This is a genomic window from Sphingomonas sp. BK580 (assembly GCF_014194975.1).
GTDB lineage: Bacteria > Pseudomonadota > Alphaproteobacteria > Sphingomonadales > Sphingomonadaceae > Sphingomonas.
In genome coordinates this window covers 219,943-237,600 of record NZ_JACIAY010000002.1, presented here as the reverse complement: position 1 = coordinate 237,600, position 17,658 = coordinate 219,943, and the positions used below count along the sequence as shown (strand labels likewise).

Below are 17,658 nucleotides of genomic sequence, written 5' to 3'. Positions count from 1 at the left end.
GCCCCGGCGAAGGCCGGGGCCCAGTTGGGAGACGTCCGCGAGACTCACCGCCGCCTTCTCAGCTAGGCCCCGGCCTGCGCCGGGGCACGATCGGCGAACTCGGAATGCAGCTCCGCTCCATCTTTGCGCTTGATTGACCTTCGACCATTATGAGCCACGCGTGACCCGCCGCACACCGCCTCATTCTCAAAGCGCGCCCGCCCGCCCCGGCCTTTGGCACCGGTTCAAGCGACTGTTCGCGGTCAAGACCAAGTTCGAGGCCTTTCTGGTGATCTACGCGCTCGCCACCGGCGCGGTGGAGCGCGGCTTCGGCTATGTGCATCGCCTCCCCGGGGCGAGCGGCTGGCTGATGTTCGCCGCCTGCACCGGGGTCGTCTTCATCGCCGGCGGCAAGATACTCGATGCGGTGGAACGCGACGAGCACGACCGCGATGCCGGCCTTGATATGTTGTAACATTGCGCTAGAGGAGCGGCTCCAGTCGGAGTCGTTCATGAAGAAGATCCTCCTCGCCGCGGTCGCGCTCGCGCCGCTTGCCTGCCCCGCCGCCGCTCAGACCAACCCCGTGCCTGCCGCGCCGAGCGAGGCCGATCCGAGCGGCGGTGCCGGGAACACCCGCCAGCGCGACCCGCACCGCTCCGACGACGTGATCGTCACCGCGCCGATCCGGCAGAGCGAATCGGACGTGCTGCAGGGCACCTCGGTGCTGAGTGGCGCCGAGCTGACCCGCGAGCTGCGCCCGACGATCGGCGAGACGCTGGCGCGGCTGCCGGGCGTCTCCGCCACCTCGTTCGGACCGAGCGCGTCGCGCCCGATCCTGCGCGGCTTCCAGGGCGATCGCATCCGCGTGCTGACCGACGGCATCGGCTCGATCGACGTCTCGAACACCTCGGTCGACCATGCGGTCGTGATCGATCCGCTGCTCGCCGAGCGAGTCGAGGTGCTGCGCGGCCCGTCGGCGCTGCTGTACGGCTCGTCAGCGATCGGCGGCGTGGTCAACGTGGTGGACCGTCGCATCCCGCGCGCTATCCCCGAGAACGGCTATCGCGCCGACGCGATCGGCAGCTACGGCAGCGCCGCGGACGAGCGCTCGGTCGGCGCCGCGGCGGACGCGCAGGTCGCCGGACCGCTCGTGCTCCACGTCGACGGCTCGTACCTCAAGAGCAACGACCTGCGCACCGGACGCGGCTATCTGCTGTCGCCCCAGGCGCGCGCCGCCGCGCTGAGCCAGGTCGGCCTGCCGCAGGACAGCGACGAGCCGATCGACTTCGCCGCCTCGGCCGCGCTGCGCGACCGGCTTCCCAACTCGGCCGCGGAGACCTGGACCGCGGGCGTCGGCGCCTCGATCATCACCGACACGGGCGACCTCGGCGTGTCGTACAGTCACTATGACAGCCTCTACGGCGTGCCGATCCGCTACGCCACCGCGGTCGGCCAGGAGCAGGAGGCGCCGCGGCTCAGCGTCGTGCAGAACCGCGTCGACCTGCGCGGCGAGGTGCAGACGGGCGGTGGCTTCCTCGATCGCATCCGCGTCCGCGTCGGCCACGCCACCTACCGCCACTTCGAGCTGGAGGAGGACGGCAGCGTCGGCACCGCCTTCTACAACAACGGCCTCGAAGGTCGGCTCGAGCTGGTGCAGGCCAACCGCGGCGGCTGGCAGGGCGCCAGCGGCGTGCAGTTCTTCAATCGCCAGTTCAACGTGGTGGGTGACGAGGCCTTCCTGCCGCGCAACGAGACCAACCAGGTCGGCCTGTTCACGCTGCAGCAGGTCTCGCTCGGCGGCTTCCGCGCCGAGGGCGGGCTGCGCTACGAGACCACCGATCTCGCCGCGCGCGCGCCCGGCGTGGACACGCGCTTCTTCAACGGCACGCGTTCGTTCGACGCGCTCTCCGGCTCGCTCGGCGCCTCCTACGAGGTCGCGCCCGAGGTGCGCATCGGCGTCAACGGCTCGCACACCGAGCGCGCCCCCTCGGCCGAGGAGCTGTTCGCCAACGGGCCGCACGCCGGCACCCAGGCCTATGAGCTCGGCAGTCCCGACTTCAAGGTCGAGAAGTCCTGGGGCCTGGAGGCGACGCTGCACGCGCACGGCGACGGGTTCAGCCTCGACGCCTCTGCCTATTACAACTGGTTCAGCGACTATATCTCGGAGAACCAGGTCGACCAGTCGGTCTGCCTTGCCCGATCGGCCGACGTCGACCTCCCCTGTTTCCAGTACCAGCAGCAGGACGCGCGCTACTACGGTTTCGAGGCGGACGCCTCGCTGCGGCTGGCGCAGGTGGGCGGCTACACGATCAACGCCGACGTGCTCGGCGACTATGTCCGCGCCAATATCGTCGACCAGGGTCCGGTACCGCGCATCCCGCCGGCGCGCGTGCTCGGCGGCATCGAGGCGCAGGGCGAGCGGGTCGGCGGGCGGGTCGAGGTGGAGCACGTCTTCCCGCAGAACCGCACCGCCGCATTCGAGACGCGCACCGACGACTATACGATGACGAACGCCTCCCTGTCCTTCCACCCCTTCGGCAGCGCCAGCGACCGCACCAGCATCCTGCTATCGGCGAACAACATCTTCGACGTTCTGGCGCGGCGCCACTCGAGCTTCCTCAAGGACTTCGCCCCGCTCGCCGGACGCGACGTGCGGGTGACGCTCAAGGTCGGGATCTGAGCCGGGCGCTCCTGGTCCTCTCCAGCGAGCGTCAGCCACCGGCGTACTTCTGCGTTCTCAGGAGCCCAGGACCACGAGCGCTTCGCTCGCGGTCCTGGGCTCCGGCCCGCGCCGAAGCACGCTCTACGTAGCAGGGTGAGTTGTTAACGCGGCCGCTCGTTGAGCGCGACCAATGTCGCACCGCCGCGCGCGTCGAGCGCCAGTGTCGTCACCGAGCCGGGGTCGCAGCCGAGCTGGAACATCCGCTCGACGCCCAGCCCGAGCCAATGCGTCACCGCGCCGCGGATGATGTCGCAGTGAGTGACGCACAGCGTCGTCCCTTCGCCAGCAGAGGCGAGGAAATCGACAGCGCGCGCCACCGCTTCCCCCATCGTCTCGCCGCCCGGGCAGCGCGCGCTGCCGCGCTCCGCGTTCCACCGCTGCCAATTGGGATCGCCTGCCAGCGCGGCGAAGTCATGACCGGTGAAGGCGCCGAAGTCGATCTCGTCGAGCGCCGGCGCGTGGACCACCTCGATCCCGCGCGGCCGCGCCACCGCCACCGCGGTCTCGACCGTGCGCCGGCGCGGGCTGGCGTAGATCGCGCCCAGCTCGACGCCGGCGAGGTGACGCGCGAGCGCGACGGCTTCATCGCGCCCGCGCTCGCTCAACGCGATCTCCGAACGCCCGCTCAGCACATGACCGACCTCGGCGTGGGTGCCGTGACGGGCGAGCAACAGGATCCGTGTCATGCCGAACCCCTAGCACGACTCGCGCCGCTCAAGGGAAAATTTCGGGTGCGCAATAAGTTAGGGAACCAAGCTAAGTAGAAGATGTTCCTCTTCCTGTAACCAAGCGGCAACGTGGCCGCCTGTCGTTGATCTCGATCAGTCGGACCGGGGCGGCCCGAATGGTCGAGCGAGTGGGAGGGTGGAATGGAGACGGTTCTCATCACCGGCGGCGCCGGCTTCATCGGGCGCTTCGTCGCCGACGAACTGCTCGCGCGCGGCAACAAGGTGCGCGTGCTCGACAGCCTGATCGAGCAGGTCCACGGCGACGTCGAACGCCCCCCGCTCCTCAACGACGAGGTCGAGCTGATCCGCGGCGACGTGCGCAACGGCGACGTCGTGACCAAGGCGCTCGACGGGGTCGACAGCGTCATCCACCTGGCCGCCGAGGTAGGGGTCGGACAGTCGATGTACGAGGTCGAGCGCTACACCTCGACCAACGACGTCGGCACCGCGGTGCTGTTCGAGAAGCTGATCGACAAGCCGGTGCGCCGCGTCGTCACCGCCTCGTCGATGTCGATCTACGGTGAGGGGCTGTACCGCGACGCCGACGGCGCGCTCGTCCAGGATGCCGAGCGCAAGGGGCTGCGCGACGGGCTCAGCAACTGGGAGCCGGTCGACGCGCAGGGGCGTCCGCTCGCCCCGGTCGCGACCCCCGAGTGGAAGCAGCCCAACCTCGCCTCGATCTACGCGCTCAACAAATACGTCCAGGAGCGCACCACGCACATCATGGCCGCGCCCTACGGCATCGAGGGCGTCTGCCTGCGCCTGTTCAACGTCTACGGCCCCGGCCAGGCGCTCTCCAACCCCTATACCGGCGTGCTCGCGATCTTCGCCTCGCGCCTGCTCAACGGCCAGAAGCCGATGATCTTCGAGGACGGCGAGCAGCGGCGCGACTTCGTCCATGTCTCGGACGTGGCGCGCGCCTTCGCCGACGCGCTGGTGCTGCCGCAGGCGGTGGGCGGCACGTTCAACATCGGCTCGGGCCATGACCGTTCGGTGACCGAGGTCGCCACCGAGCTGGCGCGCGCGATGGGCAAGAACGACCTCACCCCCGAGATCGTCGGCAAGGCGCGGATCGGCGATATCCGACATTGCTTCTGCGACACCTCGCTGGCGCGGGACAGGCTCGGCTTCGCCGCGACGCAGGACTTCCAGCAGGGCCTCGCCGAGCTGGCCGAGTGGGTCGCGCAGCAGACCGCGGTCGACAAGGTCGCGACGATGCGCGCCGAGCTCGAGAAGCGCGGGCTGGTGGCATGACGGCGCCGATCCTCGTCACCGGCGGGGCCGGCTTCATCGGATCGAACCTCGTCGACCGGCTCGCCGCCGAGGGACATGACGTCACCGTCTACGACGCGCTCGCGCGCGCCGGCGTCGAGCGCAACCTGGCCTGGCTGCAGCAGCGCCACGGCCAGCGCGTCCGCTTCGTCCACGCCGACGTGCGCGACGCCGCGCGCCTCGCCGACGAGGTGGCGCGGTCGCGGGCCGTCTTCCACTTCGCGGCGCAGGTGGCGGTGACCACCAGCCTCGACGACCCGGCGGACGATTTCTCGATCAACATCACCGCCACCTTCCAGCTGCTCGAGGCGCTGCGCACGCGCGCGCCGCACGTGCCGCTGATCTTCGCCTCGACCAACAAGGTCTACGGCGACCTCGCCGACCTCGACTTCGCGCTCGAGGACCGTGCCTATGTGCCGACCGACGCCGACGTGCGCGCGCACGGCATCGGCGAGGCGCGCGCGCTCGACTTCCACACGCCCTACGGCGTGTCGAAGGGGGCGGCCGACCAATATGTGCTCGATTACGCCCGCAGCTTCGGGCTGAAGACCTGCGTCTTCCGGATGAGCTGCATCTACGGCCAGCGTCAGATGGGCACCGAGGACCAGGGCTGGGTCGCGCACTTCCTGATCCGCGCGCTCAAAGGCCTGCCGATCACGCTCTACGGCGACGGCCACCAGGTACGCGATATCCTCGACGTGCGCGACGCGGTGAGCGCCTATCTCGCGGCGTGGCAGCGGATCGATCAGGTCGCGGGGCGCGCCTTCAACCTCGGCGGCGGCCCCGCCAACGCGGTCAGCCTGCGTCGGCTGCTCGACCATATCGCCGCGCTGATCGGCCGCCCGGTCGACCTGCGCCTGTCGGACTGGCGGGCTGGCGACCAGCGCTATTTCGTGGCCGACGCGCGTGCCGCGATCGCGGCGCTCGACCTGCCCGAGCGGCGTGACTGGCGCGACGGTGTTGCCGCGCTGACGGAGTGGCTGCGCGCCGAGCACGCCGAGGCGCCGCGGATCGAGGTCGCCGCATGACGCGACGGTTGCTGATGACCGCGGACGCGGTCGGCGGCGTGTGGCAATATGCGATCGAGCTGGCGCGGGGCCTGGTGCGCGACGGCTGGGCGGTCGACCTCGCCACGCTCGGGCCGGCCGCATCGCGCGCGCAGCGGCTCGAAGCCGACGAGGCGGGCGTCACGCTGCTCGACACCGGCCTGCCGCTCGACTGGCTCGCGGCCGACGCGGGCGAGGTGACCGCCGCCGCCGACGCGGTCGCGCGGCTGGCGCGCGAGCGCGGTGCGGATCTGGTCCAGCTCAACCAGCCGGCGCTGGGCGTGGCGAGCTTCGCCGTGCCGGTCGTCGCGGTGGTGCATAGCTGCGTCGCGAGCTGGTGGGAGGCGGCTGGCGACGGTCCGCTGCCGCCGAGCCTGCGCTGGCAGACCGACTTGGTGCGACGCGGACTGGGCCGTGCCGGTGCGGTGGTGGCGCCGAGCACGGCTTTCGCCGCCACCGTCTTCCGGCTCTATCCCAAGGCGCCGATACCGCTCGCGATCCACAACGGGCGGTCGCTGCCGCCCGCGAGCGGACCGATGCACGACTTCGCTTTCACCGCCGGCCGACTGTGGGACCGTGGCAAGAACGTCGCCACGCTCGACCGCGCCGCCGCCCGGCTCGGCATCCCGTTCAAGGCGGCGGGCGCGATCACCGGTCCGAACGGCGAGCAGATTCGCGTCGAGCACCTCCACTCGCTCGGTCACGTCGGCGACGAGGTGATCGCGGGCTGCCTCTCGGCGCGCCCGGTGTTCGCCTCGGCCGCGGTGTACGAGCCGTTCGGACTCGCGGTGCTCGAGGCCGCGCTGGCGGGCTGCGCGCTGGTGCTCTCCGACATCCCGACCTTCCGCGAGCTGTGGGAGGGCGTCGCCACCTTCGTGCCGGCGGACGATGCACGGGGCTTCGCCGCGGCGATCGAGGAGCTGGCCGGCGACGTGCCGCTGCGGGTGGCGCGCGGGGCGCTCGCGCGTCGGCGCGCACTGACCTACACGCCCGAGCGCAACCGTCGCGCGATGGCGACGCTGTACGACCGGGTGCTCGGCGGCGGCACCAAGGTCGCGGCATGAGGATCGTCTATCTCACGCACAGCCTCGACTCCTGCTGGAACCACGGCAACGCGCATTTCCTGCGCGGCGTGCTCTCGGAGCTGATCGCGCGCGGACACGACGTCCGCGTTCACGAGCCCGCCGACAGCTGGAGCCGCGCCAATCTGGTCGGCGACCATGGCGAGGAAGCACTCGCCGCCTACCGCACCGCCTATCCCGAACTCTCGTCGTCGCGCTACGCGGCAGAGGTCGACCCCGCCGCGCTGGTCGACGGCGCCGACGTGGTGATCGTCCACGAGTGGAACGACCATGGCTTAGTCGCGGCGCTCGGCAGCCTCCGCAAGGCCGGGGCGAGGTTCACGCTGCTGTTCCACGACACGCATCACCGCGCGGTCAGCGCGCCCGAGGAGATGCGCGCCTACGACCTGTCCGGCTACGACGGGGTGCTCGCCTTCGGCGAGGCGCTGTCGCGCGTCTATCGCGACTGGGGCTGGGGCGACCGCGTCTGGACCTGGCACGAGGCCGCCGACACGCGCCGCTTCTTCCCCGTGGCGGGCGAGCGATCGGGGCTGGTGTGGATCGGCAACTGGGGCGACGGCGAGCGCACCGCCGAGATCGAGCAGTTCCTGCTCTCGCCGGCGCATGACGCCGGGCTGCCGCTCGACATCTACGGCGTGCGCTATCCCGACGAGGGCAAGGCGATGCTGGCGCGCTATGGCGCGCGCTATCACGGCTGGGCGCCCAACGCCGCCGCGCCCGCGATCTTCGCGCGCGCGCTGGCGACCGTGCACGTGCCGCGGCGCTATTACACCACGATCCTGCCCGGCATCCCGACGATCCGCGTGTTCGAGGCGCTCGCCTGCGGCATCCCGCTCGTCTCCGCGCCCTGGGACGATGCGGAGGGACTGTTCCGCCCCGGGGAAGACTTCCTGTTCGCGGCCGACGGCGAGGCGATGACGCGCACGCTGGTCGCCCTGCGCGACGATCCCGACCTGCGTGCCGCGCTGGCGCGTTCGGGCCTGGAGACCATCCTCGCCCGCCACACCTGCGCGCACCGCGTCGACGAGCTGCTCGCGATCCTCTCGCGGCTCGACGCCCCTTCCCTTTCCGCTGCCCGGAGCACCGCCGCGTGAAAATCGCCTTCTACGGTTCCAGCCTCGTGTCGTCCTATTGGAACGGCGCCGCGACCTATTATCGCGGCATCCTGCGCGCGCTCGCCGAGCGCGGCTACGACATCACCTTCTACGAGCCCGACGCGTTCGAGCGCCAGCAGCACCGCGATATCGACCCGCCGCCCTACGCCAAGTCGGTCGTCTACCCAGCGACGGTCGAGGCGATGCGCGCGGTGGTCGCCGAGGCGGCGGGCGCCGACATCGTCGTCAAGGCCAACGGCGTCGGCGTGTTCGACCGCGAGCTGCTCGAGGGCGTCACTGCCGCGGCGCGGCCGGGCGCGCTGAAGATCTTCTGGGACGTCGACGCCGCCGCGACGCTCGACGAGATGCGCGCCGACGCCGACCATCCGGTACGCGCCGCGCTGCCGTCGATCGACATGGTGCTGACCTATGGCGGGGGCGCGCCGGTGGTCGACGCCTATCGCGGCTTCGGCTCGGCCGAGTGCGTCCCGGTCTACAACGCGCTCGATCCCACCACGCACCACCCGGTCGCGCGCGACGAGCGCTTCGCCTGCGACCTCGCCTTCCTCGGCAACCGCCTGCCCGACCGCGAGGCGCGCGTGGAGGAGTTCTTCCTGCGCCCCGCCGCGGCGCTGCCCGACCAGAGCTTCCTGATCGGCGGCAACGGCTGGGACAGCAAGGCGATGCCCGCCAACGTGCGCCACCGCGGCCATGTCTTCACCGCCGAGCACAACGCCTTCAACTGCACGCCGCGCGCGGTGCTCAACGTCGCCCGCGACTCGATGGCGCATGTCGGCTTCTCGCCCGCGACGCGCGTGTTCGAGGCGGCGGGGGCGGCAGCGTGCCTGATCACCGACGCGTGGGAGGGGATCGAGCTGTTCCTCGAACCCGACCGCGAGGTGCTGGTGGCGCGCGACGGGCAGGACGTCGCCGACCATCTCGCCGCGCTCACGCCCGAGCGCGCGCGCGCGATCGGCGCCGCCGCGCTGGAGCGCGTGCTGGCCGAGCACACCTATGACCTGCGCGGCGCGCAGGTCGACGCGCTCTTCCAGGCGCATGCCGCGCGCGAGCGGGTGGCGGCATGAGGCTCGTCGTCCTCGGCCTGTCGCTCAGCTCATCCTGGGGCAACGGCCATGCCACCACCTTCCGCGCGCTGCTCCAGGCCTATGCCGCGCGCGGCCATCAGATCCTGTTCCTCGAGCGCGACATGCCCTGGTATGCGTCGCACCGCGACGAGCCGGCGCCCGAGTACTGCCGCCTGGAGCTGTATGACCTCTTCGGGACGCTGGCCGACTGGCGCGAGGTGATCGCCGAAGCGGACGCGGTGATGGTCGGCTCCTACGTGCCCGACGGCATCGCGGTGGCGCGGCTGGTGCAGGACTGGGCGACCGGCGTCACCGCCTTCTACGACATCGACACACCGGTGACGCTCGCCAAGATCGAGGCGGGCACCTGCGACTATGTCTCGCCCGAGGTGATCCCCGGCTATGACGTCTACTGCTCCTTCACCGGCGGCCCGACGCTGCGGCTGATCGAGCGGCGCTACGGCAGCCCGGCGGCGCGCGCGCTCTACTGCTCGGTCGACGCCGAGCGCTACCGGCCCACCGGCGCGGCGACGCGGTGGGACCTCTCCTATCTCGGTACCTACAGCCTCGATCGCCAGCCGACGCTCGACCGGCTGCTGCTGGAGCCGGCGCGGCGCCACCCGGAGATGCGCTTCGTCGTCGCGGGGCCGCAATATCCCGACGATATCGACTGGCCCGCGAACGTCGAGCGGATCGAGCATCTGCCGCCCGCCGACCACCCCGACTTCTACTCGGCGAGCCGCGCCACGCTCAACGTGACCCGCGCCGACATGATCGCGGCGGGCTGGTCGCCCTCGGTCCGGCTGTTCGAGGCGACCGCCTGCGGCACGCCGATCGTCTCGGACCGCTGGGAGGGGATCGACGAGCTGCTGACGCCCGGTCGCGAGATCGTGCTGGCGGACTCACCCGAGGACGTCGAGGCGATGCTGGCGCGCGACGATCTCGCGGCGATGGGCGCCGCCGGGCGCGAGCGCGTGCTGGCGGAGCATACCGCGGTCCACCGCGCCGCCGAGCTGGAGGCCCATCTGGAAGAGGCGATGGCGGCGAAGCGCGAGGCGGTCGCGGCGTAGCCGGGCGTGCTCCTGCGCACGCAGGAGCACAGCCCCCCAGTGGCGTCCTTCGCCACTCTGGGCTCCCGCGTTCGCAGAAGCGCGGGCCTGGTTGATGGCGGTGAGAGCTAAGCCTCCGCCGCCCACTCCGCCTTCGGCACGCCCTGCGCCCAGAGCAGCGCGGTGAGGTCGCCGTGCTCCACCCGCGCCCCCGCGGCCGCCGCGACGATCGGCTTGGCGCGATAGGCGACCCCCAGCCCCGCCACCTCGATCATCGCGAGGTCGTTGGCGCCGTCACCCACCGCCAGCGTCGCGCTCTCCGCGAGCCCGAGCGCGGCGCGCGCCTCCAGCAGCGTCGTCCGCTTGGTCGCCGCACCGACGATCGGGCGCGCCACCGTCCCGGTCAGCGCGCCGTCCTCCAACTCCAGCACGTTGGCGATCGCGCGGTCGAAGCCGATCGCGTTCGCGACCGGCTCGGCGAAGCGCGTGAACCCGCCCGACACCAGGACCGCTGTCGCACCCCACGCGCGCATCGTTCGCACCAGCGCGATCGCACCCGGCATGAGCCGCACACGCTCGTCGAGGCACTCCTGGATCACGCTGCCGGGCAAGCCCCTCAGCAGTCCGACGCGCGCATCCAACGCCGCCTCGAAGTCGAGCTCGCCGCGCATCGCGCGCTCGGTGATCGCGGCGATCTGCGGCTTGAGCCCGGCGTAGTCGGCCAGCTCGTCGATGCACTCGACCGTGATCATGGTCGAGTCCATGTCGGCCACCAGCAGCATCTTGCGCCGCGTCTCGCGCGGCTGGACCACCACGTCGACGGCGTCGAACATGCCCTCCAGCGCGGTGCGCGCGTCGGCGGGGGCGAGTTCGAAGTGAAGGTCGGCGGCGTCGCCCTCGTCGATCCAGCCGAGCGTCGTCGGCGCGCAGCCCGCCGCGGCGAGCCGTTCCTGCGCCGCGGCGACGATGTTGGGCGTCAGCCGCCCGGCTGCTATCAGCGTCGCCGTGAACATGGGTTCTTCCCCTGAGACTTGTCGGAAACCGCGGGTCGCGCTCATCGCAGGGCCGACCGCGAGCGGCAAGAGCGCGCTGGCGATCGAGCTGGCGGAACGCGCCGGCGGCGTGGTGATCAACGCCGACGCCAGCCAGGTCTATCGCGACCTGCGGCTGCTCTCCGCCCGGCCGTCCGAGGCGGACGAGGCGCGCGTGCCGCACCGGCTGTTCGGCTATGTCGACGGCGCGGAGGCCTGCTCGGCCGCGCGCTGGGCGGCGGACGCGCGCGCGGCGATCGCGGCGGCGCACGAGGAAGGTCGGCTTCCAGTGCTGGTCGGTGGTACCGGCCTGTACCTGCGCACGCTGCTCGACGGGATCGCGCCGGTGCCCGAGATCGACCCGGCGGTCCGCACGGCGATACGCTCGCTCCCGGTCGCCGAGGCTCACGCCACGCTCGCGCGCGAGGACCCGCCCGCCGCCGCTCGGCTCGCGCCGGGCGACACGGCGCGGGTGGCGCGCGCGCTCGAGGTGGTGCGCTCGACCGGTCGCCCGCTTGCCGACTGGCAGCGCGAGCGGGCCGGCGGGATCGGCGCGGCGATCGATCTCAGCGCGCTGGTGCTGCTGCCCGGGCGCGACCGGTTGGTCGAGGACTGCGACGAGCGCCTGGAGGCGATGTTCGCCGCGGGCGCGATCGACGAGGTGGCCGCGCTGCTCGCGCGCGTCGACGTGCCCGAGGTCGCGCCCGTGCGGCGCGCGATCGGCGTGCCCGAGATCGCGGCGCACCTCGCCGGGGCGCTCACGCGCGACGAGGCGCTCGCCCGCGCGCAGCTCGCAACCAGGCGCTACGCCAAGCGTCAGTACACCTGGTTCCGCCACCAGCCACCGGCCGATTGGCACCGGAGCGAAAACGCCACTTTGGAATTTTATTTCTCTAAAGCGTGTTGACGGGCAACTTTCGATGCCGTAGCGCGCCCCGACTTCAGTTGAGGAGACGTGACGTGACCACCGAGAAGAGCGGAGCCGATATCCTCGTCGAGGCGCTGTGCGATCTCGGCGTGGAGGTCGTGTTCGGCTATCCGGGCGGCGCCGTCCTGCCGATCTACGACGCGTTGTTCCGTTCGCAGCGGATCAAGCACATCCTCGTCCGCCACGAGCAGGCCGCGACGCATGCCGCCGAGGGCTATGCGCGCTCTACCGGCAAGCCCGGCGTGGTGCTCGTCACCTCCGGCCCCGGCGCGACCAACGCGGTGACCGGCATCACCGACGCGCTGCTCGACTCGATCCCGATGGTGGTGATCACCGGCCAGGTGCCGACCAACCTGATCGGCAGCGACGCCTTCCAGGAGGCCGACACGGTCGGCATCACGCGCCACTGCACCAAGCACAATTACCTGGTGAAGGATCCGGCGCGGCTCGGCCCGGTGATCCACGAGGCGTTCCATATCGCCACCTCGGGTCGCCCCGGCCCGGTCGTGGTCGACATCCCCAAGAACGTCCAGGTCGCCACCGCGGCCTACGGCGCGCCCGGCCCGATCCAGCACAAGACCTACCGTCCCGCGCTCGCCGCCGACCCGGCGCTGATCGAGCAGGTCGTCGACATGCTCGCCGCCGCCGAGCGCCCGGTGTTCTACACTGGCGGCGGCGTCATCAACGCCGGCCCGCGCGCGTCCGAACTGCTGGTCGAGCTGGCGCATCTCACCGGCGCGCCGGTGACCTCGACGCTGATGGGGCTCGGCGCCTATCCTGCCACCGGTCCGCAGTGGCTCGGCATGCTCGGCATGCACGGCACCTATGAGGCCAACATGGCGATGAATCAGGCCGACCTGGTGGTGAACGTCGGCGCGCGCTTCGACGATCGAGTCACCGGGCGGCTCGACGCCTTCTCGCCCCATAGCCGCAAGGTCCATATCGACATCGACCGGTCGAGCATCAACAAGACGGTGCGGATCGACCTGGCGATCGTCGCCGACGCCGGCCACGCGCTCGCCGACATGGTGCGCGTGTGGCGCGAGCGCGAGCACCCGCGTCCCGACCTCGCCGGCTGGTGGCAGCGGGTCGAGGAGTGGCGCGCCAAGAAGTCGCTCAGCTTCCCCGAGAGCCGCACCGAGATCATGCCGCAGCGCGCGGTGCGCGCTCTCTGGGAGGCGACGCACGCGCGCGCCCCGATCATCACCACCGAGGTCGGCCAGCACCAGATGTGGGCGGCGCAGCATTTCGGCTTCGAGGCGCCCAACAAGTGGCTCACCTCGGGCGGGCTCGGCACGATGGGCTATGGGCTGCCCGCGGCGATCGGCGCGCAGCTCGGCAACCCCGACGCGTTGGTGATCGACATCGCCGGCGAGGCGTCGATCCAGATGAACATCCAGGAGCTCGCCACCGCCACGCAATACCGGCTGCCGGTGAAGGTCTTCATCCTCAACAACGAGTATATGGGGATGGTGCGCCAGTGGCAGGAGCTGACCTATGAGAGCCGCTACTCGGAGAGCTATTCCGACTCGCTGCCCGATTTCGTCAAGCTGGCCGAGGCCTATGGCTGGAAAGGCATCCGCATCGAGCATCCCGACCAGCTCGAGCAGGGCATCGCCGACATGCTCGCGCACGACGGGCCGGTGATGGTCGACTGCATGGTCGCCAAGCTGGCCAACTGCTTCCCGATGATCCCGTCGGGCGCGGCGCACACCGACATGATCCTCCAGGCCAACGAGGTCTCGGGGACGATGGACGACGAGGCCAAGGCGCTGGTGTGAACTCCAAGCTCCTCCCCGACACGGGGAGGACCGGGTGGCGGGAAGCGTACCCGCGCGACGTCGCGGCGCGCGCTTGCCTCCGACCTATCCTTCGGCCTTAACCCTCCCCCGGCCTCTCCCTTGCTGGGAGGGGAGTGAGATGATGACATGCAGATACGAGAAGAGAAGGCCGAGCGGCACACGTTGGCGGTGATCGTGGACAACGAACCCGGCATCCTCGCGCGGATCGCCGGCCTGTTCACCGCCCGCGGCTACAATATCGAGAGCCTCACCGTCAGCGAGATCACGCTCGACAAGGCGGTGAGCCGGATCACCATCGTCACCTCCGCCAGCCCGGCGACGCTCGAGCAGATCGTCGCGCAGCTCGAGCGGCTGGTGCCGGTCCACCAGGTGACCGACCTCACCGCGCGCGGCGCGCACGTCGAGCGCGAGCTGGCGCTGGTGAAGGTGGCGGGCAGCGGCGACCACCGGATCGAGGCGCTGCGCCTCGCCGAGGTGTATCGCGCACGCGTCGTCGACGCGACGATCGCCTCCTTCGTGTTCGAGGTGACCGGCACGATCGAGAAGATCGACAAGTTCGTCGAACTGATGGGCGAGGTCGGCTTGGTCGAGGTGGCGCGTACCGGCATCGTCGCGATCGCGCGCGGCGCCGAGGCGGCGTAACGACCGCCACATCTTCCGTCATCCCCGCACCGGCGGGGATCCACTACCACTAGCGTGTGCGGGTCTGGTTTCCCGCCTGCGCGGGAATGACAAGGGGTTTGAACATGAAGGTCTATTACGATCGCGACGCCGATCTGAACCTGATCACCGGCAAGAAGATCGCGATCCTCGGCTATGGCTCGCAGGGCCACGCGCACGCGCAGAACCTGCGTGACTCGGGCGTGAAGGAGATCGCGATCGCGCTCCGCCCCGGCAGCGCCTCGGCGAAGAAGGCCGAAGACGCCGGCTTCAAGGTGCTCGCCAACAAGGAGGCCGCCGCCTGGGCCGACGTGCTGATGATCCTCGCCCCCGACGAACACCAGGCCGCGATCTGGGAGAGTGACCTCAAGGGCAACATGAGGCCGGGCAGCGCGCTCGCCTTCGCGCACGGCCTCAACGTGCATTTCGGCCTGATCGAGCCCCCCGCGGACATCGACGTGATCATGATCGCGCCCAAGGGTCCGGGCCACACCGTCCGCTCCGAATATGTCCGCGGCGGCGGCGTCCCCTGCCTCATCGCCATCCACCAGGACGCCAGCGGCAACGCGCATGACGTCGCGCTGGCCTATGCCTCGGGCGTGGGCGGCGGCCGCTCGGGCATCATCGAGACCAACTTTCGCGAGGAGTGCGAGACCGACCTGTTCGGCGAGCAGGCGGTGCTGTGCGGCGGCGCGACCGCGCTGGTCCAGGCCGGGTTCGAGACGCTGGTCGAGGCGGGCTACGCCCCCGAGATGGCCTACTTCGAGTGTCTCCACGAGCTCAAGCTGATCGTCGACCTGATGTACGAGGGCGGCATCGCCAACATGCGCTACTCGATCTCGAACACTGCGGAGTACGGCGACATCAAGACCGGCCCGCGCATCATCACCGACGAGACCAAGAAGGAGATGAAGCGGGTGCTGGCTGACATCCAGTCGGGTCGCTTCGTGCGCGACTTCGTGCTCGACAATCGCGCCGGCCAGCCCGAGCTGAAGGCCAGCCGCAGCGCCGCCAAACGCCACCAGATCGAGCAGGTCGGCAGCGAGCTGCGCGCGATGATGCCGTGGATCGGCGCCAACAAGCTGGTCGACAAGGAGCGGAACTGACGCTCCGCGCGCGCGCGGCGGATTGAAGCCGCGCGCGCGCTCCTGTAGGCGCGCGCGATGCGGACGGCGACGTACCGAGACTCGTCGTATCGCACGCGCGCCGACACCGGCAGCCGGGCGCTGTCCTGGGCGCTCGCGCTCGGCATCGCCGCGCTGCTGCTCTACGCGTTGCTGCGCATGGGCGGCGTGGTGCGCGGCGACTTTGGCGACCACCGTCCACTCAACACCTTCGACGTCAGCGCGCAGGGTCAGCGCGCCGAGAGCGCGGCGACCAAGCGGACCGAGCGCGCGCGCCAGTCGGGCCGCCAACGCACCGCGCCGGCCGCGCGCGAGCGCCCGGTCGAGCGTACCGCCGAGACGCCGCCCCCGCCGCTGGCCGAGCTGAAGCTGCCCGGCGTGATGATCCTCAGCCGCAGTGACTATGCCGCCTCCGACATCGGCAAGATCAAGGGCACCGCGCCCGCTCCCGGCTCGGGCGCGGACGGGCAGCAGAGCGCCAGCGCCGGCGCCGGCGACGACACGCCCTCGGTCGGTGCCGGCCCGGGCGGCGAGCCGCTCTACGCTGCCGAATGGTATCGCGAGCCGACCCACGCCGAGACCGCGCCGTTCCTGCCGCGGGGTCAGGCCGGCTGGGGGATCGTCGCCTGTCGCACCGCGCCGCGCTACCACGTCGAGGACTGTCGCGAGCTGGGCGAGTCACCCGGCTCGGGCATCGCGCGCGGGCTACGCCGCGCCGCGTGGCAGTTCCTGGTGCGGCCGCCGCGTCGCGGCGGTCAGCCGCTCATCGGCGCCTGGGTCCGCATCCGCTTCGACGTCACCGTCGAGCGCGTACCGGGCGAGCCGTCGCGCGACTCGTCGGGCGGCGAGTAAGCGGGTCGAAAACGTCCGTTTCGCCGCGGCCCCTAGCCGCCCGAGCGATACTATGGTGCAAGAGGCGCACCACAGGAGGAACCAACATGCGTCATCTTCTCGCCGCCGGCCTCGTCGTCGCGCTCGCCGTCCCCGCCGCCGCGCAGCTCGCGACCGCGCCGGGCCAGCCTGGCCAGCCGAGCGCCGCCCGCGTCGCCGCCGGCACCTATCAGGTCGATCCCGCGCACACGCAGGTGACCTGGGAGGTGAACCATCTCGGTTTCTCGATGTTGCAGGGCCAGTTCGGCGCCTCGGGCGGCTCGATCACGATCGACCCGAAGAAGCCCGCCGCCACCAGGGTGGAGGTCACCTTCGCGGTCGACCAGCTCTCCGTGACCTCGCCGCAGTTCGCCAATCACCTCAAGTCGAAGGACTTCTTCGACGCGGCCAACAATCCCACCGCGCGCTTCGTGTCGACCACCGTGGCGCCGCGCGGGCCGAACAAGGCGACGCTCAACGGCGAGTTGACGATCAAGGGCATCACCAAGCCGGTCACGCTCGACGTCACCTTCGTCGGCGCTGGCGACAATCCGATGAGCAAGAAGGCTAATTTCGGCTTCGTCGGCACCGGCACGATCAAGCGCAGCGACTTCGGGCTCGGCTATGCCGCGCCGGCGGTGTCGGACACGGTCAAGCTCAACGTCAACGCCGCCTTCACGGCGTAAACGGAGGCACTCTCCCATCGTGGCGTCATCCTGACCTCGTTTCAGGGTGACGCTTGGGGAAGAGCGCCCGCTTCCGCCCTCAAGCCGCGCGTTGCAGCCGTGCGAAACTATCGAAGGTCGCGCGCACCGCGGGCGAGGCGTTGGCGACCAGGGCGGCGACGCGGCGCGTGAACGCCTCTCCGTCGGAGCCCGGGACGCGCTCGGCCATCGCCCAATCACCGAACTCGCGCTGCGCCACCTCGCGCCGCGACAGCACCACCAGCGCGCGGTGGCGCGGATCGGCGCCGATGCGCACGAAGGCGCGCTCCACCATCGCGGGCTCGCCCTCGAGCGCCTGGAGGAAGCGGCGTCCGTCGCTGAAGAGCAGGCCGGTGATCCGGTCGCGCGTGTTGTTGGTGCGCGACGCCGCCAGGATCGGGGCGGTGGCGACCTGCCCGACCGCGGTGCTGATATAGACCAGCTGCAACATGGTGAACTCCCTCTGACGCTTCCCTCTCGC

At 70.9% G+C, this 17,658-nt stretch carries 17 protein-coding genes; 14 read left to right on the top strand and 3 right to left on the bottom strand.

Features of this window, described 5'->3' with window-relative positions; translation table 11 throughout:
- Positions 1 to 232 precede the first annotated feature (232 nt).
- Both FHY05_RS04315 and FHY05_RS04310 read left to right on the top strand, forming a co-directional pair.
- Complete coding sequence (locus FHY05_RS04315; protein ID WP_219749479.1) at positions 233 to 454, top strand: hypothetical protein; 222 nt, start codon at positions 233 to 235, stop codon at positions 452 to 454.
- Positions 455 to 491: 37 nt separating this feature from the next.
- Entirely contained in the window at positions 492 to 2,660 is a 2,169-nt protein-coding gene (locus FHY05_RS04310; protein WP_183943167.1) for a TonB-dependent receptor, read from the top strand.
- A 143-nt stretch (positions 2,661 to 2,803) separates the two neighbouring features.
- Here the strand turns inward: FHY05_RS04310 and FHY05_RS04305 are convergent, their stop codons facing one another.
- A complete protein-coding gene (locus FHY05_RS04305) occupies positions 2,804 to 3,388 on the bottom strand; it encodes a histidine phosphatase family protein (RefSeq protein WP_183943166.1) in 585 nt (194 codons plus the stop codon).
- Between the two features lie 183 nt (positions 3,389 to 3,571).
- Between FHY05_RS04305 and FHY05_RS04300 the strand changes: the two genes are divergently transcribed.
- The 6 genes from FHY05_RS04300 to FHY05_RS04275 are packed head-to-tail and all read left to right on the top strand — an operon-like array spanning position 3,572 to position 10,079.
- Positions 3,572 to 4,684, top strand: coding sequence for an NAD-dependent epimerase/dehydratase family protein (locus FHY05_RS04300; protein ID WP_183943165.1), 1,113 nt, complete (start codon positions 3,572 to 3,574; stop codon positions 4,682 to 4,684).
- Positions 4,681 to 5,730, top strand: coding sequence for an SDR family NAD(P)-dependent oxidoreductase (locus tag FHY05_RS04295; RefSeq protein ID WP_183943164.1), 1,050 nt, complete (start codon positions 4,681 to 4,683; stop codon positions 5,728 to 5,730). Before FHY05_RS04300 ends, FHY05_RS04295 begins: the two co-directional genes overlap by 4 nt.
- Positions 5,727 to 6,812, top strand: a complete 1,086-nt coding sequence (locus tag FHY05_RS04290) for a glycosyltransferase family 4 protein (protein WP_183943163.1) — start codon at positions 5,727 to 5,729, stop codon at positions 6,810 to 6,812. The genes FHY05_RS04295 and FHY05_RS04290 overlap by 4 nt, the downstream gene beginning before the upstream one ends.
- Positions 6,809 to 7,924, top strand: coding sequence for a glycosyltransferase (locus FHY05_RS04285; protein ID WP_183943162.1), 1,116 nt, complete (start codon positions 6,809 to 6,811; stop codon positions 7,922 to 7,924). Before FHY05_RS04290 ends, FHY05_RS04285 begins: the two co-directional genes overlap by 4 nt.
- A complete protein-coding gene (locus FHY05_RS22765) occupies positions 7,921 to 9,009 on the top strand; it encodes a glycosyltransferase (RefSeq protein WP_183943161.1) in 1,089 nt (362 codons plus the stop codon). The genes FHY05_RS04285 and FHY05_RS22765 overlap by 4 nt, the downstream gene beginning before the upstream one ends.
- A complete protein-coding gene (locus FHY05_RS04275; protein WP_183943160.1) occupies positions 9,006 to 10,079 on the top strand; it encodes a glycosyltransferase in 1,074 nt (357 codons plus the stop codon). The genes FHY05_RS22765 and FHY05_RS04275 overlap by 4 nt, the downstream gene beginning before the upstream one ends.
- A gap of 107 nt (positions 10,080 to 10,186) precedes the next feature.
- On the opposite strand, the gene serB is transcribed toward FHY05_RS04275, so the two are convergent.
- Positions 10,187 to 11,071, bottom strand: coding sequence for a phosphoserine phosphatase SerB (serB, locus tag FHY05_RS04270; protein WP_183943159.1), 885 nt, complete (start codon positions 11,069 to 11,071; stop codon positions 10,187 to 10,189).
- Between serB and miaA the strand changes: the two genes are divergently transcribed.
- The 6 genes from miaA to FHY05_RS04240 all read left to right on the top strand — a co-directional run bounded on the left by miaA (position 11,070) and on the right by FHY05_RS04240 (position 17,159).
- Positions 11,070 to 11,996, top strand: coding sequence for a tRNA (adenosine(37)-N6)-dimethylallyltransferase MiaA (gene miaA, locus FHY05_RS04265; protein WP_183943158.1), 927 nt, complete (start codon positions 11,070 to 11,072; stop codon positions 11,994 to 11,996). The genes serB and miaA overlap by 2 nt on opposite strands.
- A gap of 53 nt (positions 11,997 to 12,049) precedes the next feature.
- Positions 12,050 to 13,798: an acetolactate synthase 3 large subunit gene (locus FHY05_RS04260; protein WP_183943157.1), complete on the top strand. Its 1,749-nt coding sequence runs from the start codon at positions 12,050 to 12,052 to the stop codon at positions 13,796 to 13,798.
- A 147-nt stretch (positions 13,799 to 13,945) separates the two neighbouring features.
- Positions 13,946 to 14,461, top strand: a complete 516-nt coding sequence (ilvN, locus tag FHY05_RS04255; RefSeq protein ID WP_183919628.1) for an acetolactate synthase small subunit — start codon at positions 13,946 to 13,948, stop codon at positions 14,459 to 14,461.
- A gap of 104 nt (positions 14,462 to 14,565) precedes the next feature.
- Complete coding sequence (gene ilvC / locus FHY05_RS04250; protein WP_183943156.1) at positions 14,566 to 15,585, top strand: ketol-acid reductoisomerase; 1,020 nt, start codon at positions 14,566 to 14,568, stop codon at positions 15,583 to 15,585.
- A 57-nt stretch (positions 15,586 to 15,642) separates the two neighbouring features.
- Entirely contained in the window at positions 15,643 to 16,455 is an 813-nt protein-coding gene (locus tag FHY05_RS04245) for a hypothetical protein (protein ID WP_183943155.1), read from the top strand.
- Positions 16,456 to 16,541: 86 nt separating this feature from the next.
- Positions 16,542 to 17,159 (top strand): YceI family protein, encoded by a 618-nt coding sequence (locus tag FHY05_RS04240; protein WP_183943154.1) that lies wholly within the window; start codon positions 16,542 to 16,544, stop codon positions 17,157 to 17,159.
- A gap of 79 nt (positions 17,160 to 17,238) precedes the next feature.
- On the opposite strand, the gene FHY05_RS04235 is transcribed toward FHY05_RS04240, so the two are convergent.
- Positions 17,239 to 17,628, bottom strand: coding sequence for a BLUF domain-containing protein (locus tag FHY05_RS04235; RefSeq protein WP_183943153.1), 390 nt, complete (start codon positions 17,626 to 17,628; stop codon positions 17,239 to 17,241).
- Between the last annotated feature and the right edge of the window lie 30 nt (positions 17,629 to 17,658).

What these genes read in the sequence shown, in the direction of transcription:
- FHY05_RS04310 (WP_183943167.1), top strand. Translation starts at nt 492, where the DNA reads ATGAAGAAGATCCTCCTCGCCGCGGTCGCGCTCGCGCCGCTTGCCTGC.
- FHY05_RS04305 (WP_183943166.1), bottom strand. Translation starts at nt 3,388, where the DNA reads ATGACACGGATCCTGTTGCTCGCCCGTCACGGCACCCACGCCGAGGTC.
- FHY05_RS04300 (WP_183943165.1), top strand. Translation starts at nt 3,572, where the DNA reads ATGGAGACGGTTCTCATCACCGGCGGCGCCGGCTTCATCGGGCGCTTC.
- FHY05_RS04295 (WP_183943164.1), top strand. Translation starts at nt 4,681, where the DNA reads ATGACGGCGCCGATCCTCGTCACCGGCGGGGCCGGCTTCATCGGATCG.
- FHY05_RS04290 (WP_183943163.1), top strand. Translation starts at nt 5,727, where the DNA reads ATGACGCGACGGTTGCTGATGACCGCGGACGCGGTCGGCGGCGTGTGG.
- FHY05_RS04285 (WP_183943162.1), top strand. Translation starts at nt 6,809, where the DNA reads ATGAGGATCGTCTATCTCACGCACAGCCTCGACTCCTGCTGGAACCAC.
- FHY05_RS04275 (WP_183943160.1), top strand. Translation starts at nt 9,006, where the DNA reads ATGAGGCTCGTCGTCCTCGGCCTGTCGCTCAGCTCATCCTGGGGCAAC.
- miaA (WP_183943158.1), top strand. Translation starts at nt 11,070, where the DNA reads ATGGGTTCTTCCCCTGAGACTTGTCGGAAACCGCGGGTCGCGCTCATC.
- serB (WP_183943159.1), bottom strand. Translation starts at nt 11,071, where the DNA reads ATGTTCACGGCGACGCTGATAGCAGCCGGGCGGCTGACGCCCAACATC.
- ilvN (WP_183919628.1), top strand. Translation starts at nt 13,946, where the DNA reads ATGCAGATACGAGAAGAGAAGGCCGAGCGGCACACGTTGGCGGTGATC.
- ilvC (WP_183943156.1), top strand. Translation starts at nt 14,566, where the DNA reads ATGAAGGTCTATTACGATCGCGACGCCGATCTGAACCTGATCACCGGC.
- FHY05_RS04245 (WP_183943155.1), top strand. Translation starts at nt 15,643, where the DNA reads ATGCGGACGGCGACGTACCGAGACTCGTCGTATCGCACGCGCGCCGAC.
- FHY05_RS04240 (WP_183943154.1), top strand. Translation starts at nt 16,542, where the DNA reads ATGCGTCATCTTCTCGCCGCCGGCCTCGTCGTCGCGCTCGCCGTCCCC.
- FHY05_RS04235 (WP_183943153.1), bottom strand. Translation starts at nt 17,628, where the DNA reads ATGTTGCAGCTGGTCTATATCAGCACCGCGGTCGGGCAGGTCGCCACC.